Origin of the sequence: Synechococcus sp. ROS8604, assembly GCF_014279655.1 — a bacterium.
In the GTDB taxonomy this organism is placed as follows: Bacteria; Cyanobacteriota; Cyanobacteriia; order PCC-6307; family Cyanobiaceae; genus Synechococcus_C.
The window spans coordinates 228,252-253,286 of sequence record NZ_CP047946.1 but is presented as its reverse complement, the minus strand read 5'-3'; the positions used below and the strand labels follow the sequence as shown (position 1 = coordinate 253,286).

Sequence of the window (25,035 nt, the reverse complement as noted above, 5' to 3'; positions counted from 1 at the left end):
ATCATTGTTAAGGTTTTCTAACTTTCTCTTATAGTAAAGATCTTTTAATTTTTCTCTCAATACATGGGTGATCAATGGTGGCTTAAATTTATAAGACAATGTTATAAGTGTAGAGTTTTAATTTGAAAGTGTACTTAGGTAATCGTGATATGTATCAAAGAGCTTAGATTTAAAATCTAATTTAGATGTCCAGCCAATATTTTTGAGCTGATTCACGTTTAACTGTTTTTTTCGGGTTCCATCCGGCTTACTTGTATCCCACTCGATCGTTCCTTCAAAACCAACCACTTCAGCGATCTGTTCCGCTAAGTCCTTAATCGTTAGATCCACTCCTGTTCCCACATTCAAAAACGCCAGCGGTTTGCCTTGATCATCTCTGGGTGCCTCTTGATCAAGAGCGCTCCAATTTTCCAGCACAAACACGCAGGCATGTCCCAGATCATCCACATGCAAAAACTCACGCATCGGTGATCCCGTTCCCCAACAGGTCACCGTCTCTAATCCTGCTTCCTTGGCTTCATGGAAGCGGCGAATCAAGGCAGGCAGCACATGGCTATTTTCTGGGTGGTAGTTATCTCCTGGGCCATACAAATTCGTAGGCATCAAACTGATTGCATCAAAGCCATACTGCTTTCTCAGCGATTCGCACAGCTTGATCCCGGTGATCTTGGCGATCGCATACCACTCATTCGTGGGCTCTAATGAACCCGTGAGCAACGCTTCTTCCTTGATCGGTTGCTCGGCAAACTTCGGGTAAATGCAACTGCTGCCCAGAAACAGCAGCCGCCGTACCCCTGCCTTCCAAGCCCCTTCAATCACATTCGTTTGGATCTTGAGGTTCTCCAGCAAAAAATCTGCTGGGTAGGTGTCGTTCGCATAGATTCCGCCCACCTTGGCGGCCGCCAGCACCACCACATCAGGCTTCTGCTCTGTATACCAAGCATTCACGGCTTCAGCATCTAAGAGGTCCAGCTCCTGCCGATTTGGAATCAGCAAGGCTCCGCCTTTGGCATTATCGCCATAGCCCATCTCCTGCAACGCCCGGCAGATCGCGCTGCCCGCCATCCCCCGCGCGCCGGCCACAAAAAAGCGATCATCAGCTTTGATCAACCCCCTCACGCCTTGCCTCCAGCGGCCTTGACCGCATCAGGATTCGTGGGTGGATTCTCCATCGATCCCACCACATTGAAACCTTGCAGCTTCAAATAAGCCTCCTTCTTGGCCTCCTCTTTGTCAGTCGCCACCATCTCCGCGACTAACTCCTCCAGCGTTGTCGTTGGCGTCCAGCCCAACTTCTCCTTGGCCTTCGCGGGATCACCCAGCAACGTCTCCACTTCTGCCGGGCGGAAATAGCGCGGATCAATTTTCACCACCACTTCCCCCGTGCTGCGTTTGCCGGTTTCCACCAACCCCTTGCCTTCCCATTCGATCGCGCCCCAGCCCAGCTCCAATGCCGTTAATTCAATAAAGCGCCGCACGCTTTCCTGCCGCCCCGTGGCGATTACAAAATCCTCCGGTGGACCCTCCTGCTGCAGCATCCGCCACTGCATCTCCACATAATCCCTGGCGTGGCCCCAGTCCCGCAGCGAATCGAGATTGCCCATGTACAGGCAATCCTCTAAACCCGCATCAATCCGCGCCAACCCTCGCGTGATCTTGCGGGTCACAAACGTTTCACCGCGCCTCGGGCTCTCGTGGTTAAACAGCACCCCATTGCAGGCATACATCCCGTAGGCCTCGCGGTAATTCACCGTGATCCAGTACGCATACAACTTGGCCACCCCATAGGGGCTGCGTGGATAGAACGGTGTGCTTTCCTTCTGCGGCACCTCCTGCACAAGTCCATAGAGCTCACTGGTGCTGGCCTGATAGATCCGGGTTGTTTCCGTTAAACCCAATATCCGCACTGCTTCCAAAATGCGCAGCGTTCCTAAGGCATCACTGTTCGCGGTGTATTCAGGTGCTTCAAAGCTCACCGCCACATGGCTTTGGGCTCCAAGGTTATAAATCTCATCCGGCTGCACCTGCTGAATAATCCGGATCAAATTGCTGCTATCTGTTAAATCCCCGTAGTGCAGCACCAGCCGCGGATCATCTTCGTGGGGATCCTGATACAGATGGTCAATTCTGGTCGTATTGAAACTGCTGGCCCGGCGCTTGATCCCATGCACTTCATAGCCCTTCTCCAGCAGCAGCTCCGCCAGGTAACTGCCGTCCTGGCCGGTGATCCCGGTGATCAGGGCTGTTTTGGTGGGGGGTATAGAGGAGAGCATTAAGGTTTCTGAACATCGTGCAGGCACAACAGTTCTGCCTGCGGTCACAACGGACGGGAGCGAAGCTCAACAGTCTCAGGTGTGACCGATGAATCATGCCACGGAATTGCTGCAACTCTGCATCAATTTTGACTGCATGCGCGTTTCGAATCATCCCCGCAGCCACCTATCGCCTATGCAGTCACAAAAAAAAGGGGGGGGGCGAACACCATCAGCATTGGCACGCCAGCGTCACGAAATCGATACGCTAGCGTGCCTCCATCTTCCAGGGGTCAATTACTTCTCCAGCTAGCAATTCAATGCGGATGTTCGAAACTCCCAGGTGCAATAGCGGCCAGTGTTGTATCGGCCGTTCGCAGTTGATGGAGGAGGAGAGTTGAACCGTGGGTCGCAGGAGCTCCTGGCTTCGGGAGCAGTTGCTGAAGGCGGAGCAAAGTCACCTCACGGCTTCGTGCTCCATCACTTCTTAACCCTTGCCGGTGGCCCGCAGCTGCTGCAAGGGAAAACGGAACCGGCTTTCGATTAAGGCCTTTATGACCAAACAGTTGCTTCGTCATGTGGAGCATCTGCATTGGCTTCCATGGCAGACGTAGATGTGCGCTGGCTACAGCGTCTAGAGAACTACGAACGGGCCTTGGCCACGCTCCAACGAGCGCTCACTCTTGGGGTCAATCGCCCACTGAGCGAGCTTGAACAACAAGGGTTAATTCAAGCGTTTGAATTCACCCACGAGCTCAGCTGGCTTCTACTCAAAGATTTTTTAGTGGATCAAGGCGTGAGTGGCATCAGTGGCTCCAGGGATGCAGTGCGGCAAGCCGTGGTCAGAGAGCTTCTGCCAGCCGGCACGGAAAGCACCTGGATGGCGATGATCCGCAGCCGCAACCTCACCAGTCACACCTACAACCCCGCGCTTGCAGAAGAGATCGCGCAACTCATTGCCAATCAATACGGCAAGGAACTGAAAAGCCTGCAGCAAGAATTACGCCGCCGGGCCGAACAAAGCCGATGATCCCAGGCATTCCACAAGCAGATAGCCAACGGTTACTGGAGCTGATCCGCAGCCGTTCTCATGTGCAGAAAATTGTCCTCTATGGCTCGCGGGCGTTGGGGCGTCAGCGAGCGGGATCAGACATCGATCTCTGCCTCGAGGCTCCGTCCATGGAACTCGGAGAATCACTCGACGACTTGCTCTTGGCCTGGAGCAGGACCGTGATCAGCGAGGAATCCACCCCACCGGAGAGGAAGGTGCCGAGGGGCACATCGGCAAGGGCCTGCTCCGCGATCACCTCTTGGAGAGTGCTCTCGAGCTGATCGAGAACATCCTCCTCTGAATTCACAGCCAGCAACGGTTGCTGCGCAAACGCCTGAGCTGCCTGCTCTTGCAGATCCCACCAGGGCTGGGGATCACTCTGCTGCTGCGGATTGCTGAACTCCAAGCAGTGGCCTGGCGGCAACTGCTGCAGGCCTGCGTAAATCGAGAGGGAGGCTGGCAGGCAGCCGGCACGAAAAAAGACGGCTAATGCTTCTGGATTCACCGCCGGCGCTGACGCACCCGGACAAGCTCGAAGCGCCGCCAATTCGGACGCAAACACCAGCACCCGATGGCCAGCACGATCCAGCCAACCCCAATAAAGAGGCTTCTCACCAAAGCGATCACGGGCCAACTGCAACCGCCGCTCCTGCCGGTCCCAAAGGGCCAAGGCAAACATGCCTGTACAACGCTGCAAGGCGCCGTCAAGCCCCCAGGCTGCGATGGCGGCCAGCAGGGTTTCGGTGTCGGAATGGCCGCGCCAGGGCTGAACGATGGCGCCACTGCGCTTCACTTGCTCACGCAGGCACAAGTGGTTGTAGATCTCGCCGTTGAAGGCGATCGCGTAGCGCCCACTGGCGCTAGCCATGGGCTGATGGCCGGCCGCCGAGAGATCGAGAATCGCCAGGCGCTGATGAGCAAGGGCCACACCGGCGCTGGGTTCAGCCCACACTCCGGCATCATCTGGACCGCGATGGCTCAGCGCCGCAGCCATGGCGATCACGGACGTCTCAAGATCTGGACATTGATCGGCTCTTAGATCCCTCCATAGGCCGGCGATTCCACACATCAGCGCCCTGGAAACAAAAAGGCCTGGTTACTATTATGGTCATCTGACCACTTCGCACGCCTGGCATGAAACGACTGAGCGTGGTGCAAGCCAAGGCGCAGCTCTCGGCTTTGCTCGATGCCGTGGAACGCGGCGAAGCTGTGGAGATCACTCGGCGCGGTGTTCCGGTCGCCCGCTTGGTCCAACCCGAGCGCCGGAACGCTCCAAGATTCGAACTGGCGACCTTTCTGGCGAAGATTCGGCAACAACCTCTCCATGCAGAGGCAGATGCCGAAGAACTGGTGAGCGCTCTACGGAAGGGAGCACGGTATTGAAATCCGTCTATCTGGACACGTCCGTTGTGGTCGCAAGCTTGGTCAATGAACCAGGAACAACCACTGCCCACGGATTTCTGGAGGGGGCAATCGAACGCCCATGGCTGATCTCCAGCTGGTTAGAGACAGAACTCGCCTCAGCGCTGGCCATGCAATGGCGCCGAGGCACGATCGAGGCTGAAGAACGCAAACGTGCCTGGAAACGCTTTCAGGAGTTACGTGAGGCGAAACTACGGGTTCTCCAACTGGAAGCACCAGATTTCGAAACAGCGTCTCAGCTTTGCCTTGACGAAACAGCAACGATTCGGGCTGGCGATGCGTTGCATCTGGCGGTCTGCATGCGATGCAGAGGACAGTTGGTAAGTTTTGACAAGGCTTTTTGCGCGGCGGCAGCCAACCACCACGTGTCGGTTGAGCTCCTCACGTGCAGCCACTGAGCTCTACTTGCCACTGACCCGGCCGTTAGAACAGCCCCTTCAGCAGCGGCTCGCGCTTCAGGGAAGTGCCGAGCACTCTTTCGTATTGGAGCAGGGTGCTTTCATTCACAAGCGACACCTGAAATTCAGCGACCACTTTCTGGCGCGCTGCCTTCCCAAAGCGCTTTGCTAAATCAGGGTTTTCAAGCAGCAAGCGAATCGCCAGCATCAGCGAACGGGCATCGCGCTGAGGCACCAGCAGACCGGAGATACCCTGCTCGACCACATCGTGGCAGCCGGGCACATCGGTGGTGATGATCGGCCGTTCCATGGCGGCAGCTTCGATCAAGGCGCGGGAGAGACCTTCCCGCCAAGAGGGCAGCACAACGATGTCGCTGGCGGCATAGACCAGCTGCATGTCTTCAATGTGGCCGAGGCAGCGGATGCGGTGATTGGCACGCAACTCAGCCAATTCAGCCGGAGTTAAGGCCGAGCGGTTGCCACTATCGAGTGCGCCGGCCACCAACAGCTCCAGTTCGACGCCATCCGCCCACAAGCTCCGGCAAGCCTGCAACAACTCTGCTGTTCCCTTCTCGCGAATCGGGCGCGAGGGGAACAACACCTGCAGGGGATCGTGAAACCTTCCAGCGGAGTCTGCGCTGGGCTTAAAACGGTTGATGTCGACACCGGAGCCGCGGATTAGGCGAGCCCGCTCGCCATCGGTGATGCCTAGCCGAATCAAGGTCTCTTGATCGTCGGCGTTTTGAAACACCACCGTGGAGCGCCGCGCCTTAAAGGCGGCGCGATACAGCGGCTTGATCGCCTTGTCGGAGCAGGCGGCTGCGTTTGCGCGTGCCCAGAAACACATGGCCCAAACCGGTTACGGCATTGATCACCCGATACACCCGGGCTCCCTTAGCGGCGATGGTGCCGTAAAAGCAAGCCTTGATGGTGAAGTGGTGTACGAGATCCGGCGTCTCACGGCGATAGATGCGCAACAGATCCACCAGAGCATGGGCTTCGCTGAGGGGATTCACGGAGCTGCGCGCCACCAGCCAGGGATGCACCGTGAACCCTTCCGCCTCCAGCATGGAGGTGAAGGCATCGTGGGGCGCCACCAGCGCTACGTCGATGCCAAGGCCGCGTAGATCGCGGATCAAAGGCAGGCGAAAGTTGTAGAGGTACCAGCTGGTATTCGCTACCAGCAGCACCTTCGGGGTAAGCATCAGCTCAGAAGGGCAGCAACGCACAGCGCGAGACCAACAACCCGCTCTGCTAGCCAGCTCCCAAAGGTTGAGGGCCGGCTTGCTTTTGATTCCAGCACCACCAGCAACGCAGATCTTCCGGGTCTCCATGCGTGGTTGGAACTGGCAACCCCTGATCACTTCCAATATCAGCCTGCCCTGGACTACTGGGAGCAACAGGCTGCTGAGCAAGTGCACTTCCGCAGTGTGACGGCCTTGGGCCTGATGCGCGAGGGCGATCTCTCAGTCCGCCTTTGCACCGACGCCTGCCTTGCAGCTCTGGCTATCTGCGCTGGCTCCCACTCAACAGAACATCGTCAGCATGAGCGCGCAGCCAAGATCCATCAGAGCTCTGCTGAAACGATGAGCTCGCCAATTGCGTTGACCAGGCAAGGATATGAATCAAACTGATGCCATGACCATTCATGGGCAGCAGTACTGGACCCAGCGCTTCGCGGCGGATCATGCACGACTCGAGCAGCACAGACAAGCTGGCATGACTCAGGCGGCAACCGCTGCTGATTCACTGCGGCAGAGGTGGCCTGAAATCCGTTCGGTGCATGTGTTTGGTTCGATTTTGGATCAACGCTTCCGCGATCATTCCGACCTCGACCTTCTCGTTGAAGGACTGCCAGCATTAGGGCTTCTTGAAGCCATCGCCCTGGCGGAAGCAGCTGGACCACTGCGGCTTGACCTCAAGCGCAGGGAAGATCTAAGCGATGGTCTTGTCAAACGGCTCTTAAGCCGCAGCCAAACCCTTTAAAAATCAAGTCACGTTCCAGCCATGCAAGCCTCCGATCTGCTGGAATTGCGCGATGACCTGAACCGTGAGAGCAGACGCCTTGAGAAACTAGTAGGTGGCTTGGTTGCCATGGAACAGCGTCTGAGCAGCTCTACCGAGACAGTGGAGGCGGCGGCGTTGCGGCTCCACAGCTTTTATACGGGTGTTGAGCGAATCTTGCTGCTGGTGAGCCGGGTCGTCAACGGCGGCACACCGAGCAGAGGGGAAGGGTGGCACCGGCGATTGCTTGAACGTATGGCGATGAGCACAGAAACGCGACCTGCCGTTCTGAGCGAAAGCACACAGCTTGAACTGCAAGATTATTTACGATTTCGCCATCTCGTTCGCAACCTCTATGCCGATGAGTTGCGTGCGGAACCGATTGAACAGCTGATTAGCCAGCTTCGTGAGACCTGGCCCTGCCTGGATGCTGACATTTCAGCATTTCAAACTTGGCTGGCCACGATCGCCGCTGGAGCCTCAGCAACAACCTACCAGTGGCCGGAGAGCGAGGATCGAAATAGCAAACTTTTCTGACCTGCTCGAGCCCTGAGCCGAAAGCCTTTAACGCGTCAGCCCAACAACCAACCACTAGTTGGTCGAATCAATCGTTAAACACCTTCTAGCCATGGCGATTTTGATTCGGCTGAGGCCAGAGCTCGAACAGCAGCTTGATCGTCTAGCGCAAACCTAGGCAAAACGGGCAGCGCTTGCATGAGAGGCAGTCAGGCCAACCAACTCTGATCCAGCTCAGTGATGGCCTCAAATTCCGGATCCTTATGCAGCAGTATTGCTCCGCTGAGAAGAGCCACTGCGGCGATCCAAACCCGGTAAAGCACCTCCATACGCCTGATGAAACAGGCGAAACAGGGATCAGGTCCTTCTAGCAGCATGGCGACGCGCTTGGCACCGGGCTCGTCGTCTCGCAAGGTCAGGATTGCTGAGGTGTCGAGGCAAAAAGCTGGCATTACCGTTCAGCGTTGCGATCGAGCTCCCGATCCGCCAAGAGCCTCGCGGTTGCACCACCCTTACGGCCCTGTCCGCGAAAGGCCTGCACGGGAGATGCCATCAAGGGCGCCAGCAGAAGGAAACCACTGGGTGGGGTCACGCCAAAGAGACCCGGCCCAAGCGCCGCGGGCCTGAAAATCCACGGGGAACGGTTCCACCACGAGACCCTGGCGCTCAAACAGGCGCTGAGCATGGCGCATATGAAAGGCACTGGTGACCAGCAGGATGCGAGTGGATAGAACTGATGCATTCCCAGATGCCTCCAGCAATCGACGAATCGCAACCGCTTCCTCTGCGGTGTTCACCACAGGGGGCGTGCTCGCCATGACACCAGAGGGGATTCCCAGCTGTTGCGCTTCCCTTAGATAGCGCTGCCCCTCTGGAGGTTGGCCGGGCCTGAATGGACTCGCACCACCAGTAAACAGCAAACGCGGGGCCTTGCCGGCGCGGTAGAGATCAAGACCAGCTAAGAAGCGGTCTGGGTCATGCCACTCGCTCACCCGAGCCGCACCGGGAGCGGGGTGTCGGCCGCCGCTAAGCACCACGATCGCTTCAGCGGAAGGAGCTTCAGCAGCGGTGGTGCGTTGCCAGGGTGCCTCCAGCCAGCGCCACAGGGTTTGGCTCACCAGCCCCAGAGAACAAACCCAAAGCAGCACAACCGCTGCAATCACAGGCCAACGGCCGATCAGCCCAGCCAGCAACAGGATCAGAGACAAGCCAAGGGGCAGCAGGGCCAGGGGGAAAAGCTTGCTGAGCAGATCAATCATCGAAACGTCGTCAGCACAGCCCCTTCAAAGCGTTAGGCATGGGATACCGCATAAGCCAGGTGCAGAGCATCGGCGCCAGGCAGCGCAGGGGAACGGCTGTCCTTCAACAAATCACATCCCTGTTCGAACACTTAGAGGATGGTGATGAAAGGCACGATCAGTAAGTTTTCGTCTTCAAAATCCTCAAGGAAGCGGTCTGCTTAAGTCGTATTGGTCAACACCTCAATCAAGCCTGAAGCACTGACGTCAGAGACGATCTACCTCTCCTTCAAAAGTGTTTTCACTATCGAGGGAATCGCACAACTTAAACGATGGCAGACTGAACATGAATGAGTTCAATCTTTCCAAGAAGGGTTGTCTCTATTAATACCTTACCTAGCCTGAGATCAAATGGCTCAAAAAACTTTTAGCAATAACAATTTGACAGTTCGCGGAAACGGTAGTGACATCCACCCACAAAACGTACTACCCATGAGCGATCGATCAACGGATAGGGCTACGAGGCAACACAAGGCGCCACTGGAGTCAAAAACATGCCGAGGAGATGGCTCAGCAAAACAGTTCATCTCAGCCACTTCGGAGCAGCGCGTCTAGGAAAGCATGGCGTAGGAGAGCAAATCGTGAGAGACGCATTCGTAGATGCGCTTTTGTTTTCAAGGACTGACTGACGAGCGTTGCCAGCATTGCTCTTCATTGAGCTCATTCCTTTGCGAGAAGACGAACAACCCACCTCTTCCACTTAAACAGTATCGACTTCCACGAATCAAGCGCTGCCAGGGACGCAAAAGTCGACAAACGCAGGGCTGCTCAAAAAATGAAGGATAGTTTTAATTCACAAGCTTTAACGTCGAACAGCTTGAAACTCAAGACAGGCAAATAGTGCATTAACAAACTGATCATATGCGCTCAAGGAAGCAGCATAATGACTAACTGAGAATCCTAACAAAGCTTCCTCTTTGAGGGATAAATCTCGGCCACTAACATTTGCTCAACCAAATCATTAATTCGTACCATCATTCACCAAGCGCAATAAGGTCCAGATCGTAACAAGACCACTTACTGGTTCGCTCACAGCACCAATCGCATCACTCGCTTTTGCCAATCCACTGCGATTCACTTTCACGGTGTCGCCATCGCGTAAGGGCGGGTTCTTCTCATTGGAAGCACCTTGACTGAGATCAATCTTAAACCGTTCGAGCGTTGCAGAGCCATTGCGATTAATACGAACCAACTCCACATTGCCCCTGTTGGCACGCCAGTTTTTCGCGCCACCAGCCGCCAACACCGCTTGCACCAAAGGCGTGTTTGCTTGCAACTCCAACCTTCCCGGTGCCACCACTTCACCAATCACATTCACCCCAATCACCTGAGGCGAAAGATTCACTGAAGCCAGTTCAATGGCCTCTTCTGGCGTTTCATCCGCTTTACCAAGCCGAACCGTGTCTCCATCAAAGAGGTAGGGATTTTGAGTCTGATTGCCTTCCAGAATCAGATCGAGGAGGTTCAAACGTGCCTGTTTGAATTGAGGCGTTTCTCCTGGAAGACGCCTCTGCAATCGCACATCACGCAAGTTCGCTTTTTGGGTGATGCCACCAGCTTTCTGAATCGCATCAACAACGGTTGGCAAACCACTCACCGATGTCGATGGACCTCCCTCTGTTGAAACTGTTTCACTCACCGTGAGCGAATAAATGCCCGGGCGTTCCACTTGGCCCACCAAGGCCACCCGAATCGGACGAGGTCTCACAACCCGCAACTGCAAATCGGGTCGCAGCAATTGTTGGCCCATCAACGTTTTCACCCAAACCGTTGCCTGCTGAAGGGTGAGACCGGTGAGCCGCACACTTCCAATCAGCGGAAGTGGAACAGATCCATCGTTCAACACTTCGAGCGGTCCAGACAACTCTGGAGAATCAAAAAGACGCAGTTCGAGTACATCACCTGGCCCGATGATGTAAGCGTCTTCCTCCAAAAAAGTGCGATTGGCCTGCAATGCATTGGGCCCTGCAGCCATTGCATTGATCGGCTCTGCTTCAAGGGCCACAGCGGGGAGTGCCACCAACGCCTGAGCAGCCATTAGAACGGAAAGTGCCATTGGCCTGAGGGTCGTCATGGCAGAAGGAAGGGAAGAGAACACAGATGCGGCGCTAAGTGTCCCATAGGGACGCGCCGTTTAGACCATTTCCAGGTTGAATAGCTCAGTGAGTGAAGTGGTTATGACCAACCTGTCTGCGCAACCCAATCCACAAGCAGTTGAGGGCTTGCTTCAGGTTGATGGAAGTGATGAGATCGATTTACGTGAATTGTGGCGCGCCCTGAAGCGCCGCAAAAAATTAATTGGTGTCACCGCCGCTGGGGTGATCGCTCTCACCTGCGTGATCACGGCTTATCAACGCATCTTCCGGCCTGTCTACCAAGGCTCGTTTGCACTACTGATCACAGATCCGATCAGTAGTGATTCAGGCAACAACTCAGGCTCATCAAGTGGCCTCAACGGCACGGTGTTTGAGGAGCTAGCACGCAACACCACAAGCAATGACCTTCCCACCCTGATTGAACTGCTGCAAAGCCCCCTACTGCTGAGTCCGATCGCCGAGCGCTTCGATCTCAGCGAAAACGCTTTAGCTGGCCGCATCACGATCACCACAGGTGGTGCAAAACGGTCACAAGCAGAAGGCATCCTTAAAGTGAGCCTGGTGGGCCGAGATAAAGACGAAGACCAGCAATTGTTGACCGCGCTGAGTGACACCTATTTGAAAGTAGCCCTGCAGGAACGCCAACAGCGTCTTGCTGACGGTTTGAACTTCCTCAACAAGCAAGCTCCTGCCCTTGAGGCCAAAACGGAGCAAATCCAATCGGAAGTAGCGGCGTTTCGCATCAAACACTCTTTACTGGAGCCCACTGCTGAGGGTGGCGCTTTAAGGCAGCAAGAACTTGCATTGTCGAACCAAGTGCTTGCTCTACAAGCAAGCCGCAATCGTCTGTCCAAAGTGCGCCAAGAAATTGCCTATGGAACGCTGACGGCACGAGGGTTTCAGGAAGCGATTGGTGGCCTGGGTAACGGCCTCACTGCAGGTGGAGGAGTTCAAGGCCTCACCATCAGCGATGTGGATCAAAGCCTGCTGCAACAACTCCTCAAAGTTGAGACAGAACTCGCCGAAGCCCGTTCAACGTACCTCCCTAGTTCATCCATGGTGATGGGGCTGGAAGAACGCATCAATCAACTCAAGCCCTTACTTCTTAAGAATCAGCTCGAGGCTGTAGATGCAGCCCTCAATCTCAATCAAGGTCGCCTGGAAACGGCCCAGCAGCAAGAGGCTCAGCTCAATGCTCAATTCCTGAAACAACCTGCTCTGATCAAGCAATACGAAGCCCTGCAAACCCGCTTGAAGCTTGCCAACGAGAACCTCTCTGGTCTTGTCAGCGCAAGGGAAAATTTTCAACTGGAAATTGCCCAACGCAGCGTTCCTTGGAGGGTGATTGATCCCCCTGAAATCAATCCCACTCCCATCAAGCCATCCGTTCCCAGAAATCTCGCCCTCGGCACAATGCTTGGCTTAGTGGCTGGAGCCGGTGCAGGGCTGTTGCGCGATCGCAAGGATCATGTGTTTCACAATCCGGGTGAAGTCAAAGCAGAAATGGGCGAGCTGCCTCTGCTGGGCCATGTCCCTTACGTGGATTTCTTCAAAGGCGTTCGGGAAGACAAACGTTTCCTCCTGAAAGAACTCGACAGTGAAACCCAAGCCGATGTAGGGGAGACCGAAAGAAAAGCAGCACGGTATCAACGCTTTTTTTATCAGGAAGCATTCCGCAACCTCTTCACATCCCTGCGTTTCCTCAACAGCGACAAGCCGCTGCGCTCGATTGCACTGACCAGCTCCTTGCCAGAAGAGGGCAAATCCCTGGTGAACACTCTGCTGGCCAAAACCTTGGCAGAGATGGGGCAGCGGGTGCTTCTCATCGACGCTGACTTACGCAAACCCCAACTTCACACCCGCCTGGGTCTTAACAATCTTCGCGGCTTATCCAACATCTTAACGGACGATTCGAGCCATTGGCACCAAGCCCTTCAGCCCATTGATGGCTACGAAGGCTGGTCAGTCATGACCGCTGGTCGCCGGCCACCCGACCCAACACGCTTATTGAGCTCGAAACGGATGCATCAATTGGTAGAGGACTTAGTAAGCAGCGGCGAATTTGATCTGGTTTTGTTTGACACCCCACCGGCGCTTGGACTCGCAGATGCTGCTTTGGTTGCCGAGCACTGTGATGGTTTGATGTTGCTCGTGAGCCTCAATCGCGTCGACCGAAGCCTTCCCAAGGAAGCTATCAATCGCATCCGGTCCAGTGGCGCCCCCTTGCTTGGGATTATCACCAACGCGATTTCACTACAGCAGCAAGTCTCCTCTGCCTATGGCTATGGGCAATATGGCTACGGCAAATATGGATATGGCGGCTACGGATATGCCGCTTACAACACCACATCGGCCTATGCCCAATACGCCGATCTGGACGATGAAGATGGAAACACTGATTCAGCTAGCCCACAACCCTCTCAACGCGATCGAAACAAGCAAACCAAATCGCTCACATTCCGTGAACGGTTGAAAGCTCGCAGGTCCCAATTCATGCGCTGGTTGGATAACTAATGGTTGTTGATCCCAACGCAATGCAACCCATTCAACGCTTTCGAATCGATTGGGTTTTAACCAACGAGCTAGCCGTTGGTCCAGCACCAAGGGAAGATTGGCATATACAGCGTTTAAAAGCAGACGGAATTCATGGAGTACTGAGCTTGTGTTCACTTGAAGAGGCCCAGTCCCCTCGAGGATTCACAGATCAATTCCAATGCCAACGCATAGTGCTGCCGGATCATCGCAGAGCCGAGTTTCCTAGTCTGCAACAACTGAAGAGCTCTCTGCTCGCCCTATCTGAACTGCGCCAGCAAGGCCCAGTCTTTGTGCACTGCGTAGCAGCTGTTGAACGATCGCCCTTGATTTGCATGGCTTGGTTGGTACAAGAGCAACAGCTCAATCCCACGGAAGCGCTCGACTACCTGATGCAAGTGCATCCAGGTACCAATCCCTTGCCCGGCCAGCTTGCCTTACTCCACCAGCTCAGCCAAAATCGGACCAACCAATCAGCACCATGATTAATTTGTCGCGCTGGATCTGGCCTTATTTCATTGTTCTCATCGCTGGTCAAGCGAAGGCTCAGGACTTGCAATGGTTCCCAATTGAACCCTTACCAGAACTGCCATCAGAGGAGGGAAACATGCACTCGAAGAGTGCCAATGAAACCGACAACCTTATAAAAACCACTTTGATCTGGGAGTTGGCACATCCCCTACCTGAGTTACCTGTTGTCTCAAATTCTGCTATCTCCCAGGAACCTAATGGGTTGAACTGGGAGCGGGTACAACCTTCCGATCCTCTACCCAACGCATCTGACTCCATACACATTACCGACCTTTCGCCTCACTCCGAGCCGGTCTGGACGCTTGTTCCACAGGAAGACCTGATCGCGGAAGATGCAATGCCGCAACCAGACACAAACAACAAAGACAGCACGCGTGCTATTCAACTTGCCTACCGAACCCGTGAAGAAGAAGCTCCCACCTATGGCAGTTCCCGAGGTCTGTTGAGAGATGAACGTTGGCACCCGAATATCAGCTATCTCATCCCCAATGGTTATGGACCGCAGGGTTTCATCGTTGATGGTGTAATTACAGGTACAGATTGTACCTTGGGCAAAGGCCCCTGTGAACCGTTCACCACCTTTGCCAACTGGCAAGATTCCTTGAATAAAACAGCCAATGGCAGTACTTATTTTAATTTAGGATTTGGAGACACTCAAAAATGGGGTGGAATTTTTATTACCACCAGTGCTGAAACCATCAGTGGCGCCATTGGAAGCAGCAAGGGAAAACTCATCGACAGAAACAAACCCCTGCAAGGAGTTCAAACCGGCCTGCACTATTCAAAAGCAATTGGACCCGACACATCCTTTCGAACCGGCATTGAAAACTTAATCACCTGGGACAGCAAAGACTTTACATTCTCAGATATGACCCGCAATTTTTATTTTGTGGGCAGTCAGCGATTCAGGCTCAAAAAACCTGAAAATACAAGCAAATGGTTTCGCAATTTTTATCTGACAGCTGGGATTGGCAACGGAGAATTTAAACCAATCGAACAAACCTTCCAAGATCAAACTCGCGCTTTAAAAGATGCAGGCTGTCAAACCTTTGGCTTCAAACCCAAAAATCCCTGCAGCAACGAACGCTTTAAACGAGCACTTAGAACAGGTAGTGATTACGGACAAATCAATCCCATTGCGGCTGCCTCCCTCGAAGTGGTTGATGGTCTGAATTTGATTGGTGAATGGAGTGGGCGCAACTTAAACGCTGGTTTAAGCTGGAGACCTTTTTATGATCTGGGACTCTTTATTACCCCGATGGTGGAAAGCATCGTGCGCAATTGTGAATATCCAGGTTGCAAAGTCACACCGATTGAAGGTTTTCCGGAGAAGGTCGCTTTGCCGAACGTGGTATTAACCGATCGCGTTCGCCTTAGCCTGCAAGTATCCTTCCAAGTGAAGCTTTAAATCCGGTTAATGAAGCGGTAATTCAACGAAGGCAACGCTTCATTGACTGTGTAGCAGATCAGAAAAAATCTCAAGGGGCTCATAACAATACATTACACAATTGACTACAGTTATCTTACTTGCATAAAATGATATGAATCTGCAAGTCTCACTTCAGAGAAAATTCTAAATACCTCGATCGCTGAAATCCCTAATCCATGAAAATCGGAATCGTTTGCTTTGCCTGGGGGAAAGATCATCGAGGCGGCCTAGAAACACATGTTTCAGGATTGGCGAAACTTTTATCTGAATACGGGCATCAAGTCTTTATTCACTGCATCAACGAAAAAGGCACTGACAATCAATACAATGCCAAAGGATGGAAAGAGGGAAGTCTTCAGATTGACCAAACAAACTACAATTACTCTGATACGCGATGCCTATTTGATTTTCAACGCGTACCTCAGGCTGAGATTATTTTAAGGGACTGGATTAACCACAATCAGCTTGATATTATTGACTTCCACCATAATCTCTTCTTCGGAATTCGAGCAGTCCGCAGTTGCAGTAAATTAGTACCTACCGTTGTCACACTGCACGATTACTGGTGCATCGACCCACAATGCTCACTGTTCGACTCTGAGCATTCAATTATCGGACCCGATGATCACGACAAGTGGGAACAAAATTCATTAAAATCCTCAGATCAAACATCAAAAAGCTTGGAATCTGCAGATTATTATACGCAGATTGCAACAATAAAAGATAAAAACACTCCCAGGATCAGCCTTAAATCCGCATGGGCACGTTACAGCAATCAAATGCTGCAATACGCCAGCGCTATCATCACACCTTCAAAAGAAACCGCATCGATACTTCATCAGCATGGTATGAACCAGAAGATAAGTGTTGTCGAAAACGGATTGAACCTATCATTCCCTCGTGGACAACTTGCGAACGAAATCAGTGACACATCAACAGGTGAGCCTCCTGGCGAACGTATTCGCATCGGAATTCTCGGCAACGTTGCACCCCATAAAGGCCAACTAAGATTCTGCGAGGCACTTTTAGAAGGAAAACTCCAAAAGTGGTTGAAGGTTGAACTTCATGGGCCTATTCCAGATACCTACCAAGGAGATCAATCAAGCCAAAAAAGAATTATTGAAATTGCCAACAACTATCCTAATCTCTTGAAACTTAATGGACCCTACGACAAGGAAGATTTGTCATCGATATTTTCTCAACTCGATGTCGTCGCCATGCCTTCTCTTTGGCAAGAAGTGTACGGCTTCGTTGCCCGAGAGGCTCTTGCTTATGGCCTCCCCATCATCATCACCGATGCAGGTGGTCTTGCAGGACTGAGCGACCACGAAGGCGTTTTCACACTGCCCATGGCCCATCCGGAGCATTGGGGCAAGTCTCTAAGAGAAGGCCTTGAAGAAGGACCTTTCTTTCGATGGACATACCAACGGAGAAAAGGCATTCCAATGCCATCAGATTTCATCCCCAGCAATCAGGATTGTGCCAGGAAGATAGAAAACCTTTACCAACGTCTCATTGCCGATCATTCCAAGCAATTCGACAACTCCACAAAACCCATCCCGGGCAGTCGGCCATCCACATGATCGGGTTCACATGGCTAAACAAACTAGTGAGTTCCAATACTTAAACTTGCCGCCCCCCGGTTCAGGAAAGATGTCACCCCTCTCATCCGTACACCAGGGGGCCCCGCCTCAGCGGCATCAAATTCGTCATGCCCCATCAGCGGCACAGCGGAGCCGGCACATTCGCTGCTGGCGTCAACCGGAAGAAGTGTGGATCGAGAAGCCAACAGAAGATCCCGAGTCGATCCAGGCTCTATTTTTAATTCAGGCCGCCTGAGTGGCAGCCAACGAGTGACACCTTCCCTGAAAATCACCGGCCTCGCCCACAAAAGATAATCCTGCTCTCACACAAATCGCTCGCAGACAGCAAAATGCCTTACGGCGCTTTCAACGCTTGCATCAAACTCATTAATCGATTCACGATCTTTAGATTTAATAGAAAAGGTTAATAAACATATGCAATACTTGAAGAAGCTTCCAAAGAAACGTTATCTTATTATCAATGAAAGCCACTGTTGACGCCTTGGCTTCAAGTTGATCGAGCAAGCGTTCGATCTGGTTGAGTTCCTGGTCAACTTTAATATTCGCTCATCCAAGGCGGAATGATATGGATCTTGAAGCATCGCTTGCCTCAAAGCCGAGAAGGCTTCGTTCCATGGTTAAATCCGGTTTGCTCACAGGAGAAATTTATCTCTAATTGCTGGAGCTGTTAATTGATTCGAGTTAAGCTTTGACGCAAAGTTATTAACTAAGGCATTTAAAGAATCAGCTGATAAAATTTTATTGTAATAAAATTCTGGCTTTTGATAGTGGTTCTCTGATTAATATTTCGCCTTGAAAGCCCATCGCTTGATTCTCGTTCAAGGCTTTCCGCTGAGACGTTTTATGAACAGCCAAGTTGCTTCTTACCATGAAGCAACTGCTCTGGAAGCGATCTGCAGACGCACAGGTTCCTCTGCAATCTTTTGAATTCAGCCCTCCCAAAGTTGACGGCAAGGGAAGGCCGAGAGTTGCGAATCAGCCGTAATCAGCACAAGCTGCTCGAGCTCTGCCTGAGCTGCAAGCATGCGATCAAAAGGGTCGCGATGGAGCTGGCAATAGGCGCCCGCTCGCAAGGCATGGTTGATCGCAATCGAGAGGATCTGAAACCCATCAGCACGAAGCAAGGCCGGTAGATCGGTGATCGCATGCTCCAACTCCGGCAACTTGCCCTGGTGGTGCTTGATGCTGAGCTCCCAGACAGACGCTGAACTGACGACGATCGGCGTTTCCGGATTGGAGAGAAGGGCCAGCACCCCCTCAGGCATTCGCTGCGGATCGAACCACCACCACAGCAGCACATGACTGTCGAGCAGATAACCCGTACTGGCCGTCATGGCAATGGTGGAGTCTGAGGCAAGGAGCTAGCGTCCCAGTCCGCCAATTCCTCGAGAGCGAGCGGCTCGAGCAGGGCTTCAGGATGCAGCAAAGAGCCCAGGCCACTCAACCGGCCTGGGATGCGCTGCGCCGGAGGCGGCTCCAAGGGCATCAAACGCGCCCAGGGCCGTCCGGCCTTGGCAAGCACGATCGTCTCGCCCGCGCGGGCTTCATCCATCAGGCGCGAGAGGTGGGTCTTGGCTTGGTGCACGTTGACCAACCGCTGCTGGGACACATTCGGATTTTTCATCACAGCCGCGCCAATCACTAGCTCTTAGCTTAGTCCGCAAACTAAACTAAGAAAGCTGTTACTGGCCCTGCACGTTTTCTGAGCGCTCAACCTTCTCAGCAAGCGGGGGCATGTTGAGCTCCAAATGACCACCTCATGACCGAGAAGTGGCTGCTGACTGTTACGAACAGAGCGGACTCGGGTCATCAGCCTGGATCAATCAACTGCAAGGCCTGAGACCCTCCGCAGACGACTTTAGAGCTGAGACGTGAGTCAAAGCTGACAAGCGTTCCTTGGTGATGAACTGCCAACCCAAGAAGATATGCATCCGTGATTTACCCGTGGTGAAGCAGTGCTTCTGCCTCAAAGATGCCAGCGGCATCCCAAGACAGAGCATCCGGCCCACCAGGGCTGTTGGGATATCGCGGGTTCCCGAGAATCCGCAACAGCGCGTTCTGAGTGAGGGGGCAAGTAGCCCAGCCATGACCGCCATGGGCCTGAAACCAGCGGTGGGATGGCTCGTGGTGCACGTGCCTGGGATCGATCAAAGCGATCAGCACATTCACATCCGACAAAGCAATCCGTTCGGCCATCAAGCCTCTTGATCGCGCAACTGATTCACAAGCTCCAAATCAACGACGCCACCAGAAGCCTTCATCGGTAATTGCGGCAATCTAGAGCGTTGCTCCAAAACGTTCTGTACTCCTCCGTCTGCTGACCTGGATAGGGCCTGCCTGGCTAGGTCGCTGATCACATCACCGATCGTGCTTTGACGCTGACGGGCCAGAACGCGCGCTGCGGCGAGCACATCGTCATCGAGCTGGAGAGTGGTGCGCATCAAACATCACTCATCTCAAATCACTTTAAGCGAAGCAGCAAGACGAAGCCATCCAATGCTCTTCAAGCGAGGCGAATGCGGCTTCATCCTTGTCACGTCCCGACTCCGCGAGCCCAGCCTGAACAGAGACACCACCCTCAGGCGAACCAACATCAGCGAACACCTTCACAGGCCAACTCCAGCAATCTTGAAAATCAATCAAGCCGATCAGAGATCGAAAGAAGAGAGAGCCAATAGGCATGCAAATAACAACACAACTGGTGATGCGCATTAATATGCGCATCAAAGCCTCAAAGAGCAATGCGGACCACCCTTGAGTTACCGGACCCTCTCTTTGCGCGGCTCAAAGCCAGGGCCGCCAGTGAAAAGATCACGCTCAAACAGCTCTTGCAGAGCTACGTGGAACAAGGGCTCACGGCACCAAAGCGAACGAGACCAACAACGCGCACTGCTAGCCATCTCCCAAAGGTTGAGGGCCACCTTGCTTTTGATTCCAGCACTACCAGCAACGCAGACCTCTTTGACCTGCTCGAACCGTGAGCAGCAACGCCGATCTTCCGGATCTCAATGTGTGGCTGGCACTGGCAACCCCTGATCACTTCCATCATCAGCCAGCTCTGGACTACTGGGAGCATCAGGCTGCTGAGCAGGTGCACTTCTGCACGGTCACGGCCTTGGGCCTGGTGCGCCTGTTGAGCCAACCCAAGTTGATGGGTCCAGCCGTCAAAACCATGCATGAGGCTTCTGCCATCCTTCAAGCGTTGTGCCAACAACCGGGGGTAAGCCTCACGACCCCTGCCAGCGATGGCTGGGATGTGTTCCACCAACTGATGCGCGAGGGCGATCTCTCAGCCCGGCTTTGCACCGATGCCTACCTTGCAGCGCTGGCTATCAGCAACGGTTGGCGCCTTGTGAGCTTTGATCGCGACTTCGAACGTTTCGGTGATCTGCAACGGCTAAAACTCAACGGAACATCGTCAGCATGAGCGTGCAGCCAAGATCCATCAGAGCTCTACTGAGTGGACAAGGCAGGCTCAGGCCTTAACGCTGTTTTGCAACAGCCGCACCAACACGCGGCGCTGGTGGTCTTGCCCGCCGGCACGGAAAGCACCTGGATGTCTCGCTGTTCAGCTGGTGGACGAAACCAATAGACGGCACGATCCAGAGCCATATAACGAAAACCACAGCCAATCTGGCCCGCAGTTGATCGCCAGAGAGAAAGGGCCCATTGGCGCACTGCTGCAGCAAGACCTGCAACCCAGCACTCACTGAGGGGAAGCGGCCAGCGCTCACCAACGCCTTGGGGAAGGCATGCTGATCTGCCTGGAGAGACGCAGAACTCTCAATGACCACCAAAAACCATCCACGCGCAAACTCAAGTAAGGCTGAGTAGCAGCAATCAACTCACTGGGGTTACGGATCCGCAGCGATAACAACAATTCGTTCAAGCGATCAAAGGCGCCGCTATCAAGCCCATGGAGCGCATAAACAATCCAAGACTAATGGGATGAATAGGGCGAGCAAAAGGACCTTCTTCGTTGTGATCAACATCGGAAACACAACCTTCAGCATCAGAGCAAAGAGCGGAAGGATCAGAAGCCGCTACCGAAGGAATTGGGTTACTTAAAACCAATGACGATGATTTCCAGAAAAAGACAAGTGAATTCAAACAATAAAAGACCCGTGATCAAGGAGAACATGCCCTGAGTCACGGATCAAAGAAAAAAATCTTTGTCCAAACAAATGGACATGAAAATCACCTAACAACTAAACATCACCCGTCCACGCCTTGAACTCCTGATTGTCTTGCTTTACAGGGCGGCGCCTGAAGGTAGCAACTTTGGTCTCAGGCCTAGCAGGCTTGTCACCATCTGCTTCCTTTGCAGAAATAGTGCGTGGATTCAACACATAGCCTGGAGCAGTAATTTTTTCTCCATTGTCTACGGCTTCACCCATCTTGTCCAAGAAAGCTAGAGCAACTTTTCTAACCTGCCCGGCCGGAATAGTTTCAGATTCTGAAATAAAAGAAACAATGTCTTTAAGGTTCAAGTTGACCTCCTTGTCTTGGTTGGGGAAAGATTGTTCGCTGGTCTGCGGGGCGTTGCAGAGACCTTCCACAAAAGGAACAAGGGTCTGGACCTCTTGCAGTGAAAGGCTCTGATCTAAAGGCACCTCGTACGGATAAGAACGGAACACCTGATTCCACGGGAGATTGACGAGCCAACCGTCGGGATATGGCGAGGGTGAGCCGAACAATGCAACTTGCATCTTGTCATCTGCGAGGAAGCACTTGACATTCCGAACGATTTCAATGGACTCCAAAGAGAATCCATCGCCAAGATCTTGAACTTGCGATGGACAAGATTCAACAGGCTTAGATACCAATCGGCCAAAAAGATTAGAGAAGCTCTCCATCATAAAATTAATTACTAACGATAAAATTACGTAAAAAATCAAAAACCAGCTAACATTCTAAATGGTTAAAGAGTAGAAGCAACATTGTCGAATTGCTAACTAGCTATATTGAAACAAGCTGGTTACCCAACTAATTCCGGCTGATCATTATCATGCTTTTCAGTGCGTCGCTTGAAGATAGCAACTTTGGTCTCAGGTCTAGCAGGCTTGTCACCATCTGCTTCCTTTGCAGAAATAGTGCGTGGCATCAACACATAATCTTGAAAAATAATTCTTTCTCCATTGTCTACCGCTTGACCAACCTTTTCTAAAAGAGCTACAGCAACTTTACTAACTTGACCTGCCGGAATAGCTTCAGATTCTGAGATAGAAGAAATGATGTCTTTAAAGTTCAAATTGACCTCCTCGAGGTGGTTTGGAATTTGCATTTACTGCTGTACGCAGTAGCACTAAAATATTAGTCGATTTTCGTGAGAAATCAAGTATTTAGCGGCATCAAGGATCAAGGACTCTCGGGATGCAGTGAGGGAAGCCGTGATGAGGGAGCTTCTATCTTCGAGCACGGAATCCTCATGGATGGCGATGATCCGCCGCCGCAAGCTGTCAAGCCATCAAAGCGATGGCCAAAGCTGCGAAATCCTCAGCGCTCCCAATCTAGAGGAGTCAAACGGACGAGTCATTTTCCTAAAAGCATCTCTGGATTTAGCTAGCTCCTAAACCACCTGACTTCAACACTTGAAACGATACTCAAATGACTTACAAAATAAATTTGTTTGGTTACATTTAAGTGAAGGAAAGCTTAGAGCCAACCTTCTGGCCCCTCTGGAGAATATAAATAGGACATCACCAGCCTGGCGGCCCTTCGCACTCACCGACATACTCAAGAACTGCTTGCGCTAGGACTTTCGCTCCGAGAATTAGTGGATTCCAGTTCTGAGCAATCAGAACTCTCTGCTCGGAGCCTGTGCAAAAGGCATTCAGAAATTTTTAGCAGAAACCCATCTGCTCATAGTGGCTGACAATAAACTTGAGTAAGAAACATGGGTCGATCATTTGCTCGATTCAGGCCTAACTGCGGATGTAATCGGACTCAACCATGAGACCTGCGCTTAGTTGCCAAGTAGTAATTCAGTGGTTTGGCGCAACGCTGCCAAAGTCACGATCCCGTAACTAGCAGATGTGCCATAAATGCCCACCGAATGAATGGTTGCACTTAAAAAGTCGCCAATCTCAGGATTGCACGGACAACCTCATCTAGGAGGAAGGTGACTTTACCAGTAATACCTGACCCCACATTGCGGAAAGTGAATCCCCGAAACACATCAATATCAACATTCAGTACATCTTCCCTCTTCTTCAAGAACATGAAGGTTGACCATAGCAAAAACAAATATTACGAGAAATACCTACGCATCGGCAAAAAGGATTGGAATGAATCTTCAAAGAATGGGCCAGACAGAATGAATAGAGAAGTTAAATTAAATATAAACAAAGTGCGCTGGTCCTTGACCATAAGACTTAATAAGACTCATTTTTTCATCTGCTAGCAATTTTCTGGTGGAGAATTCTCTACGAGAGGAGTCAATATCTCCACATAACTTCGGAAGTGTGGCTTTAAAAAATTCAGATTGCTGTCTATAAAGATCAATATCATCCCGATTCAAAAACCTGAAACGCTTTTTCTGATCATCAGTTAAAACGTGTTTAGAGACAGCCTGGGGCACTTTGCCCTTGGAAATATTTAAACGGAGAGAAGGAAAAGCAAGATTTACATCATAGCCATAAAGCTTGATCATAGATTCAAGATAAATGATAGATAAATCCAAGTCCTCCAAAAAAAGAGCGCATCTACTATCTGAAGAACTGAGCAAGTTGATAAACTCAGAGCCAAGCGCCTTACTCATCATATTTACATATATATCGATGTATTGATCAAAAGTACCAGTGAACATACTTCTGTAAAAATCAAAGTTATAAGCAGAAACAAGCCTACTCAAGGGATCACGCAAAATTGTAGTGACAACCGAAAACTCAGACAAACATTTGTAATCAATAAGATGAGAAGAGACAGCTGAATACTTCTTAAGGGAATCAAGACTAGTATAAGATATAAATTTCTCAATATCGATACGAGAACCAGAAGAATCCTTATTTTCGCAATACAATACTCTACTTGGAAAAGCATTTTGCAAAGCCCAATTAAAAGTGGTTCCACCACACTTATACAAATGCATAAATGCAAGAATATTAGGATATTCCGATTGCATTCAGAATTCTTGACAGTTGAAAATATATTCTACCACTAAGGCCACAACAGCAAGTAACGAAACAGTAAATCAACAAAAAAACCCAAGTGCTCGGACAGATGTCCTTGTAACAAACAGTACCAGTAACCCCAAAAAAAATCAACATATTTTTTAAATCTAAATTGAAAACAATTTCGAATCCTCAGGATTGTTAATCTTACAGCCCATCCTTCAACATTTACATAAGGTTATTCAATCATTTTTTATACAGAGCCATAACCGGACAATTCGAGCATAGGCACCATTTCCAATCACAAGGAAACACAAATGTTATTAAAGCTTGAAAACAGAAGTAGGAAATATGTTTAATAGAACATAATATAGGAAGCAGGAATTAAGGACTTAAAAAAAAGATGATGCAGTCGATACAAGGAAAGGTAACGTCAAACTAGATTGCATAAGTGAACAGGAAGGAGTGCCTTGACAATCAATTGACTTTGAAGCTGTTAGCTGATGATTCTACTGTCATGTTCATCCACGTTTAAATGTTTTCTGAGGGTGAGGTGAGGTGAGGTATTCAGCCACACCAAGCCCTGGCCCGGATGTTGCGAGCAATTAGCACATTCGAAAGTGTTGCCAAGACGTGAATCTTGCAGCGGTTCTGGAGGCTCCGCCACACTCGGCCTTTGCCTCGGAAAGGTCGGGCCATGCAGCTGGGGCCTCTAAAAAACGAAGTGATACTTGATCAGGCAGAAGAGATGATCGACCTTGGAGTGAGGGGGCTGGAATAGAATTATGCT

General features: G+C 51.7%; 32 protein-coding genes and 1 pseudogene. 14 read left to right on the top strand and 19 right to left on the bottom strand.

What is annotated here, in order from left to right; genetic code table 11:
- Window positions 1-117: 117 nt before the first annotated feature.
- The 3 genes from SynROS8604_RS01205 to SynROS8604_RS01195 all read right to left on the bottom strand — a co-directional run bounded on the left by SynROS8604_RS01205 (window position 118) and on the right by SynROS8604_RS01195 (window position 2,830).
- On the bottom strand, window positions 118-1,065 hold the full coding sequence (locus SynROS8604_RS01205; RefSeq protein WP_370586575.1) for a GDP-L-fucose synthase family protein: 948 nt from the start codon (window positions 1,063-1,065) through the stop codon (window positions 118-120).
- Window positions 1,066-1,115: 50 nt separating this feature from the next.
- A complete protein-coding gene (gene gmd, locus SynROS8604_RS01200) occupies window positions 1,116-2,273 on the bottom strand; it encodes a GDP-mannose 4,6-dehydratase (RefSeq protein WP_186544845.1) in 1,158 nt (385 codons plus the stop codon).
- Window positions 2,274-2,569: 296 nt separating this feature from the next.
- Window positions 2,570-2,830, bottom strand: a complete 261-nt coding sequence (locus tag SynROS8604_RS01195) for a hypothetical protein (RefSeq protein ID WP_186544844.1) — start codon at window positions 2,828-2,830, stop codon at window positions 2,570-2,572.
- A gap of 23 nt (window positions 2,831-2,853) precedes the next feature.
- Between SynROS8604_RS01195 and SynROS8604_RS01190 the strand changes: the two genes are divergently transcribed.
- Window positions 2,854-3,282, top strand: coding sequence for a nucleotidyltransferase substrate binding protein (locus tag SynROS8604_RS01190; RefSeq protein ID WP_186544843.1), 429 nt, complete (start codon window positions 2,854-2,856; stop codon window positions 3,280-3,282).
- Window positions 3,279-3,377 (top strand): annotated as a pseudogene (locus tag SynROS8604_RS16185) (nucleotidyltransferase domain-containing protein); the annotation flags it as partial. The gene SynROS8604_RS01190 and the pseudogene SynROS8604_RS16185, both read left to right, overlap by 4 nt.
- A gap of 8 nt (window positions 3,378-3,385) precedes the next feature.
- Here SynROS8604_RS16185 and SynROS8604_RS15580 read toward each other — a convergent pair.
- Complete coding sequence (locus SynROS8604_RS15580) at window positions 3,386-4,372, bottom strand: asparagine synthetase B (RefSeq protein WP_255445123.1); 987 nt, start codon at window positions 4,370-4,372, stop codon at window positions 3,386-3,388.
- A 65-nt stretch (window positions 4,373-4,437) separates the two neighbouring features.
- Between SynROS8604_RS15580 and SynROS8604_RS01180 the strand changes: the two genes are divergently transcribed.
- Both SynROS8604_RS01180 and SynROS8604_RS01175 read left to right on the top strand, forming a co-directional pair.
- Window positions 4,438-4,686: a type II toxin-antitoxin system Phd/YefM family antitoxin gene (locus tag SynROS8604_RS01180; RefSeq protein WP_186524378.1), complete on the top strand. Its 249-nt coding sequence runs from the start codon at window positions 4,438-4,440 to the stop codon at window positions 4,684-4,686.
- Window positions 4,683-5,123: a type II toxin-antitoxin system VapC family toxin gene (locus tag SynROS8604_RS01175; protein WP_255445122.1), complete on the top strand. Its 441-nt coding sequence runs from the start codon at window positions 4,683-4,685 to the stop codon at window positions 5,121-5,123. Before SynROS8604_RS01180 ends, SynROS8604_RS01175 begins: the two co-directional genes overlap by 4 nt.
- 25 nt (window positions 5,124-5,148) lie before the next feature.
- On the opposite strand, the gene SynROS8604_RS01170 is transcribed toward SynROS8604_RS01175, so the two are convergent.
- Both SynROS8604_RS01170 and SynROS8604_RS01165 read right to left on the bottom strand, forming a co-directional pair.
- Window positions 5,149-5,970, bottom strand: a complete 822-nt coding sequence (locus SynROS8604_RS01170) for a glycosyltransferase (protein ID WP_186544840.1) — start codon at window positions 5,968-5,970, stop codon at window positions 5,149-5,151.
- Window positions 5,894-6,457: a glycosyltransferase gene (locus SynROS8604_RS01165; protein WP_186544839.1), complete on the bottom strand. Its 564-nt coding sequence runs from the start codon at window positions 6,455-6,457 to the stop codon at window positions 5,894-5,896. The genes SynROS8604_RS01170 and SynROS8604_RS01165 overlap by 77 nt, the downstream gene beginning before the upstream one ends.
- Window positions 6,458-6,463: 6 nt before the next feature.
- Between SynROS8604_RS01165 and SynROS8604_RS15575 the strand changes: the two genes are divergently transcribed.
- From SynROS8604_RS15575 to SynROS8604_RS01150, 3 genes are read left to right on the top strand one after another with little or no spacing between them, the layout of a single operon-like run.
- Window positions 6,464-6,757: a hypothetical protein gene (locus SynROS8604_RS15575; protein ID WP_255445121.1), complete on the top strand. Its 294-nt coding sequence runs from the start codon at window positions 6,464-6,466 to the stop codon at window positions 6,755-6,757.
- Window positions 6,744-7,109 (top strand): nucleotidyltransferase domain-containing protein, encoded by a 366-nt coding sequence (locus tag SynROS8604_RS01155; protein ID WP_222930122.1) that lies wholly within the window; start codon window positions 6,744-6,746, stop codon window positions 7,107-7,109. The genes SynROS8604_RS15575 and SynROS8604_RS01155 overlap by 14 nt, the downstream gene beginning before the upstream one ends.
- A 21-nt stretch (window positions 7,110-7,130) precedes the next feature.
- Window positions 7,131-7,664, top strand: coding sequence for a hypothetical protein (locus SynROS8604_RS01150; RefSeq protein ID WP_186544837.1), 534 nt, complete (start codon window positions 7,131-7,133; stop codon window positions 7,662-7,664).
- A gap of 188 nt (window positions 7,665-7,852) precedes the next feature.
- On the opposite strand, the gene SynROS8604_RS01145 is transcribed toward SynROS8604_RS01150, so the two are convergent.
- From SynROS8604_RS01145 to SynROS8604_RS01135, 3 genes are all read right to left on the bottom strand, one after another.
- Window positions 7,853-8,095, bottom strand: coding sequence for a hypothetical protein (locus SynROS8604_RS01145; protein WP_186544836.1), 243 nt, complete (start codon window positions 8,093-8,095; stop codon window positions 7,853-7,855).
- Window positions 8,096-8,155: 60 nt separating this feature from the next.
- Entirely contained in the window at window positions 8,156-8,902 is a 747-nt protein-coding gene (locus SynROS8604_RS01140; protein ID WP_186544835.1) for a YdcF family protein, read from the bottom strand.
- Window positions 8,903-9,902: 1,000 nt separating this feature from the next.
- Window positions 9,903-11,015: a polysaccharide biosynthesis/export family protein gene (locus SynROS8604_RS01135; protein ID WP_186544834.1), complete on the bottom strand. Its 1,113-nt coding sequence runs from the start codon at window positions 11,013-11,015 to the stop codon at window positions 9,903-9,905.
- Window positions 11,016-11,118: 103 nt separating this feature from the next.
- Here SynROS8604_RS01135 and SynROS8604_RS01130 point away from each other — a divergent pair, with 103 nt between their 5' ends.
- The 5 genes from SynROS8604_RS01130 to SynROS8604_RS01110 all read left to right on the top strand — a co-directional run bounded on the left by SynROS8604_RS01130 (window position 11,119) and on the right by SynROS8604_RS01110 (window position 17,368).
- Window positions 11,119-13,551, top strand: a complete 2,433-nt coding sequence (locus SynROS8604_RS01130; protein ID WP_186544833.1) for a polysaccharide biosynthesis tyrosine autokinase — start codon at window positions 11,119-11,121, stop codon at window positions 13,549-13,551.
- Entirely contained in the window at window positions 13,551-14,054 is a 504-nt protein-coding gene (locus SynROS8604_RS01125) for a dual specificity protein phosphatase family protein (RefSeq protein WP_186544832.1), read from the top strand. The genes SynROS8604_RS01130 and SynROS8604_RS01125 overlap by 1 nt, the downstream gene beginning before the upstream one ends.
- On the top strand, window positions 14,051-15,508 hold the full coding sequence (locus SynROS8604_RS01120) for a hypothetical protein (protein ID WP_186544831.1): 1,458 nt from the start codon (window positions 14,051-14,053) through the stop codon (window positions 15,506-15,508). Before SynROS8604_RS01125 ends, SynROS8604_RS01120 begins: the two co-directional genes overlap by 4 nt.
- Before the next feature lie 197 nt (window positions 15,509-15,705).
- Window positions 15,706-17,112 (top strand): glycosyltransferase, encoded by a 1,407-nt coding sequence (locus SynROS8604_RS01115; protein WP_186544830.1) that lies wholly within the window; start codon window positions 15,706-15,708, stop codon window positions 17,110-17,112.
- A gap of 70 nt (window positions 17,113-17,182) precedes the next feature.
- Complete coding sequence (locus SynROS8604_RS01110; protein WP_186544829.1) at window positions 17,183-17,368, top strand: hypothetical protein; 186 nt, start codon at window positions 17,183-17,185, stop codon at window positions 17,366-17,368.
- Window positions 17,369-18,062: 694 nt separating this feature from the next.
- Here the strand turns inward: SynROS8604_RS01110 and SynROS8604_RS01105 are convergent.
- From SynROS8604_RS01105 to SynROS8604_RS01085, 5 genes are all read right to left on the bottom strand, one after another.
- Window positions 18,063-18,467 carry a type II toxin-antitoxin system VapC family toxin gene (locus tag SynROS8604_RS01105; protein WP_186524398.1) on the bottom strand — a complete coding sequence of 135 codons (405 nt, stop codon included), beginning with the start codon at window positions 18,465-18,467 and terminating at the stop codon, window positions 18,063-18,065.
- Complete coding sequence (locus SynROS8604_RS01100; RefSeq protein ID WP_186544828.1) at window positions 18,464-18,757, bottom strand: type II toxin-antitoxin system Phd/YefM family antitoxin; 294 nt, start codon at window positions 18,755-18,757, stop codon at window positions 18,464-18,466. Before SynROS8604_RS01100 ends, SynROS8604_RS01105 begins: the two co-directional genes overlap by 4 nt.
- A 314-nt stretch (window positions 18,758-19,071) precedes the next feature.
- A complete protein-coding gene (locus SynROS8604_RS01095) occupies window positions 19,072-19,329 on the bottom strand; it encodes a hypothetical protein (protein WP_255445120.1) in 258 nt (85 codons plus the stop codon).
- Window positions 19,329-19,574, bottom strand: a complete 246-nt coding sequence (locus SynROS8604_RS01090) for a CopG family transcriptional regulator (protein ID WP_186544827.1) — start codon at window positions 19,572-19,574, stop codon at window positions 19,329-19,331. Before SynROS8604_RS01090 ends, SynROS8604_RS01095 begins: the two co-directional genes overlap by 1 nt.
- A 25-nt stretch (window positions 19,575-19,599) precedes the next feature.
- Window positions 19,600-19,857, bottom strand: coding sequence for a hypothetical protein (locus SynROS8604_RS01085; RefSeq protein WP_186544826.1), 258 nt, complete (start codon window positions 19,855-19,857; stop codon window positions 19,600-19,602).
- A gap of 17 nt (window positions 19,858-19,874) precedes the next feature.
- Between SynROS8604_RS01085 and SynROS8604_RS01080 the strand changes: the two genes are divergently transcribed.
- Window positions 19,875-20,114 carry a hypothetical protein gene (locus SynROS8604_RS01080; protein WP_186544825.1) on the top strand — a complete coding sequence of 80 codons (240 nt, stop codon included), beginning with the start codon at window positions 19,875-19,877 and terminating at the stop codon, window positions 20,112-20,114.
- Complete coding sequence (locus SynROS8604_RS01075; protein WP_186544824.1) at window positions 20,111-20,560, top strand: TA system VapC family ribonuclease toxin; 450 nt, start codon at window positions 20,111-20,113, stop codon at window positions 20,558-20,560. Before SynROS8604_RS01080 ends, SynROS8604_RS01075 begins: the two co-directional genes overlap by 4 nt.
- Before the next feature lie 26 nt (window positions 20,561-20,586).
- Here SynROS8604_RS01075 and SynROS8604_RS01070 read toward each other — a convergent pair whose 3' ends face one another.
- From SynROS8604_RS01070 to SynROS8604_RS01050, 5 genes are all read right to left on the bottom strand, one after another.
- Window positions 20,587-20,745, bottom strand: a complete 159-nt coding sequence (locus tag SynROS8604_RS01070; RefSeq protein ID WP_186544823.1) for a hypothetical protein — start codon at window positions 20,743-20,745, stop codon at window positions 20,587-20,589.
- Between the two features lie 273 nt (window positions 20,746-21,018).
- On the bottom strand, window positions 21,019-21,243 hold the full coding sequence (locus tag SynROS8604_RS01065) for a hypothetical protein (RefSeq protein WP_186544822.1): 225 nt from the start codon (window positions 21,241-21,243) through the stop codon (window positions 21,019-21,021).
- Between the two features lie 98 nt (window positions 21,244-21,341).
- Entirely contained in the window at window positions 21,342-21,992 is a 651-nt protein-coding gene (locus tag SynROS8604_RS01060; protein ID WP_186544821.1) for a hypothetical protein, read from the bottom strand.
- A 119-nt stretch (window positions 21,993-22,111) separates the two neighbouring features.
- Window positions 22,112-22,417: a hypothetical protein gene (locus tag SynROS8604_RS01055; protein WP_186544820.1), complete on the bottom strand. Its 306-nt coding sequence runs from the start codon at window positions 22,415-22,417 to the stop codon at window positions 22,112-22,114.
- Between the two features lie 1,050 nt (window positions 22,418-23,467).
- Window positions 23,468-24,256 (bottom strand): sulfotransferase family 2 domain-containing protein, encoded by a 789-nt coding sequence (locus SynROS8604_RS01050; protein WP_186544819.1) that lies wholly within the window; start codon window positions 24,254-24,256, stop codon window positions 23,468-23,470.
- Window positions 24,257-25,035 lie beyond the last annotated feature (779 nt).

Excerpts from the sequence above, each read along its gene's own strand:
- SynROS8604_RS15580 (WP_255445123.1), bottom strand. The coding sequence starts at position 4,372 with ATGTGTGGAATCGCCGGCCTATGGAGGGATCTAAGAGCCGATCAATGT.
- SynROS8604_RS01080 (WP_186544825.1), top strand. The coding sequence starts at position 19,875 with ATGCGGACCACCCTTGAGTTACCGGACCCTCTCTTTGCGCGGCTCAAA.
- gmd (WP_186544845.1), bottom strand. The coding sequence starts at position 2,273 with ATGCTCTCCTCTATACCCCCCACCAAAACAGCCCTGATCACCGGGATC.
- SynROS8604_RS01150 (WP_186544837.1), top strand. The coding sequence starts at position 7,131 with ATGCAAGCCTCCGATCTGCTGGAATTGCGCGATGACCTGAACCGTGAG.
- SynROS8604_RS01105 (WP_186524398.1), bottom strand. The coding sequence starts at position 18,467 with ATGACGGCCAGTACGGGTTATCTGCTCGACAGTCATGTGCTGCTGTGG.
- SynROS8604_RS01195 (WP_186544844.1), bottom strand. The coding sequence starts at position 2,830 with ATGACGAAGCAACTGTTTGGTCATAAAGGCCTTAATCGAAAGCCGGTT.
- SynROS8604_RS01070 (WP_186544823.1), bottom strand. The coding sequence starts at position 20,745 with ATGGCTCTGGATCGTGCCGTCTATTGGTTTCGTCCACCAGCTGAACAG.
- SynROS8604_RS01165 (WP_186544839.1), bottom strand. The coding sequence starts at position 6,457 with ATGGAGACCCGGAAGATCTGCGTTGCTGGTGGTGCTGGAATCAAAAGC.
- SynROS8604_RS01145 (WP_186544836.1), bottom strand. The coding sequence starts at position 8,095 with ATGCCAGCTTTTTGCCTCGACACCTCAGCAATCCTGACCTTGCGAGAC.
- SynROS8604_RS01085 (WP_186544826.1), bottom strand. The coding sequence starts at position 19,857 with ATGCGCATATTAATGCGCATCACCAGTTGTGTTGTTATTTGCATGCCT.
- SynROS8604_RS01060 (WP_186544821.1), bottom strand. The coding sequence starts at position 21,992 with ATGATGGAGAGCTTCTCTAATCTTTTTGGCCGATTGGTATCTAAGCCT.
- SynROS8604_RS01050 (WP_186544819.1), bottom strand. The coding sequence starts at position 24,256 with ATGCAATCGGAATATCCTAATATTCTTGCATTTATGCATTTGTATAAG.
- SynROS8604_RS01140 (WP_186544835.1), bottom strand. The coding sequence starts at position 8,902 with ATGATTGATCTGCTCAGCAAGCTTTTCCCCCTGGCCCTGCTGCCCCTT.
- SynROS8604_RS01155 (WP_222930122.1), top strand. The coding sequence starts at position 6,744 with ATGAATCAAACTGATGCCATGACCATTCATGGGCAGCAGTACTGGACC.
- SynROS8604_RS01130 (WP_186544833.1), top strand. The coding sequence starts at position 11,119 with ATGACCAACCTGTCTGCGCAACCCAATCCACAAGCAGTTGAGGGCTTG.
- SynROS8604_RS01110 (WP_186544829.1), top strand. The coding sequence starts at position 17,183 with ATGTCACCCCTCTCATCCGTACACCAGGGGGCCCCGCCTCAGCGGCAT.
- SynROS8604_RS01125 (WP_186544832.1), top strand. The coding sequence starts at position 13,551 with ATGGTTGTTGATCCCAACGCAATGCAACCCATTCAACGCTTTCGAATC.
- SynROS8604_RS01205 (WP_370586575.1), bottom strand. The coding sequence starts at position 1,065 with ATGGCGGGCAGCGCGATCTGCCGGGCGTTGCAGGAGATGGGCTATGGC.
- SynROS8604_RS01180 (WP_186524378.1), top strand. The coding sequence starts at position 4,438 with ATGAAACGACTGAGCGTGGTGCAAGCCAAGGCGCAGCTCTCGGCTTTG.
- SynROS8604_RS01170 (WP_186544840.1), bottom strand. The coding sequence starts at position 5,970 with ATGTGTTTCTGGGCACGCGCAAACGCAGCCGCCTGCTCCGACAAGGCG.
- SynROS8604_RS01135 (WP_186544834.1), bottom strand. The coding sequence starts at position 11,015 with ATGACGACCCTCAGGCCAATGGCACTTTCCGTTCTAATGGCTGCTCAG.
- SynROS8604_RS01120 (WP_186544831.1), top strand. The coding sequence starts at position 14,051 with ATGATTAATTTGTCGCGCTGGATCTGGCCTTATTTCATTGTTCTCATC.
- SynROS8604_RS01115 (WP_186544830.1), top strand. The coding sequence starts at position 15,706 with ATGAAAATCGGAATCGTTTGCTTTGCCTGGGGGAAAGATCATCGAGGC.
- SynROS8604_RS01055 (WP_186544820.1), bottom strand. The coding sequence starts at position 22,417 with ATGCAAATTCCAAACCACCTCGAGGAGGTCAATTTGAACTTTAAAGAC.
- SynROS8604_RS01095 (WP_255445120.1), bottom strand. The coding sequence starts at position 19,329 with ATGGCCGAACGGATTGCTTTGTCGGATGTGAATGTGCTGATCGCTTTG.
- SynROS8604_RS01100 (WP_186544828.1), bottom strand. The coding sequence starts at position 18,757 with ATGAAAAATCCGAATGTGTCCCAGCAGCGGTTGGTCAACGTGCACCAA.
- SynROS8604_RS01190 (WP_186544843.1), top strand. The coding sequence starts at position 2,854 with ATGGCAGACGTAGATGTGCGCTGGCTACAGCGTCTAGAGAACTACGAA.
- SynROS8604_RS01090 (WP_186544827.1), bottom strand. The coding sequence starts at position 19,574 with ATGCGCACCACTCTCCAGCTCGATGACGATGTGCTCGCCGCAGCGCGC.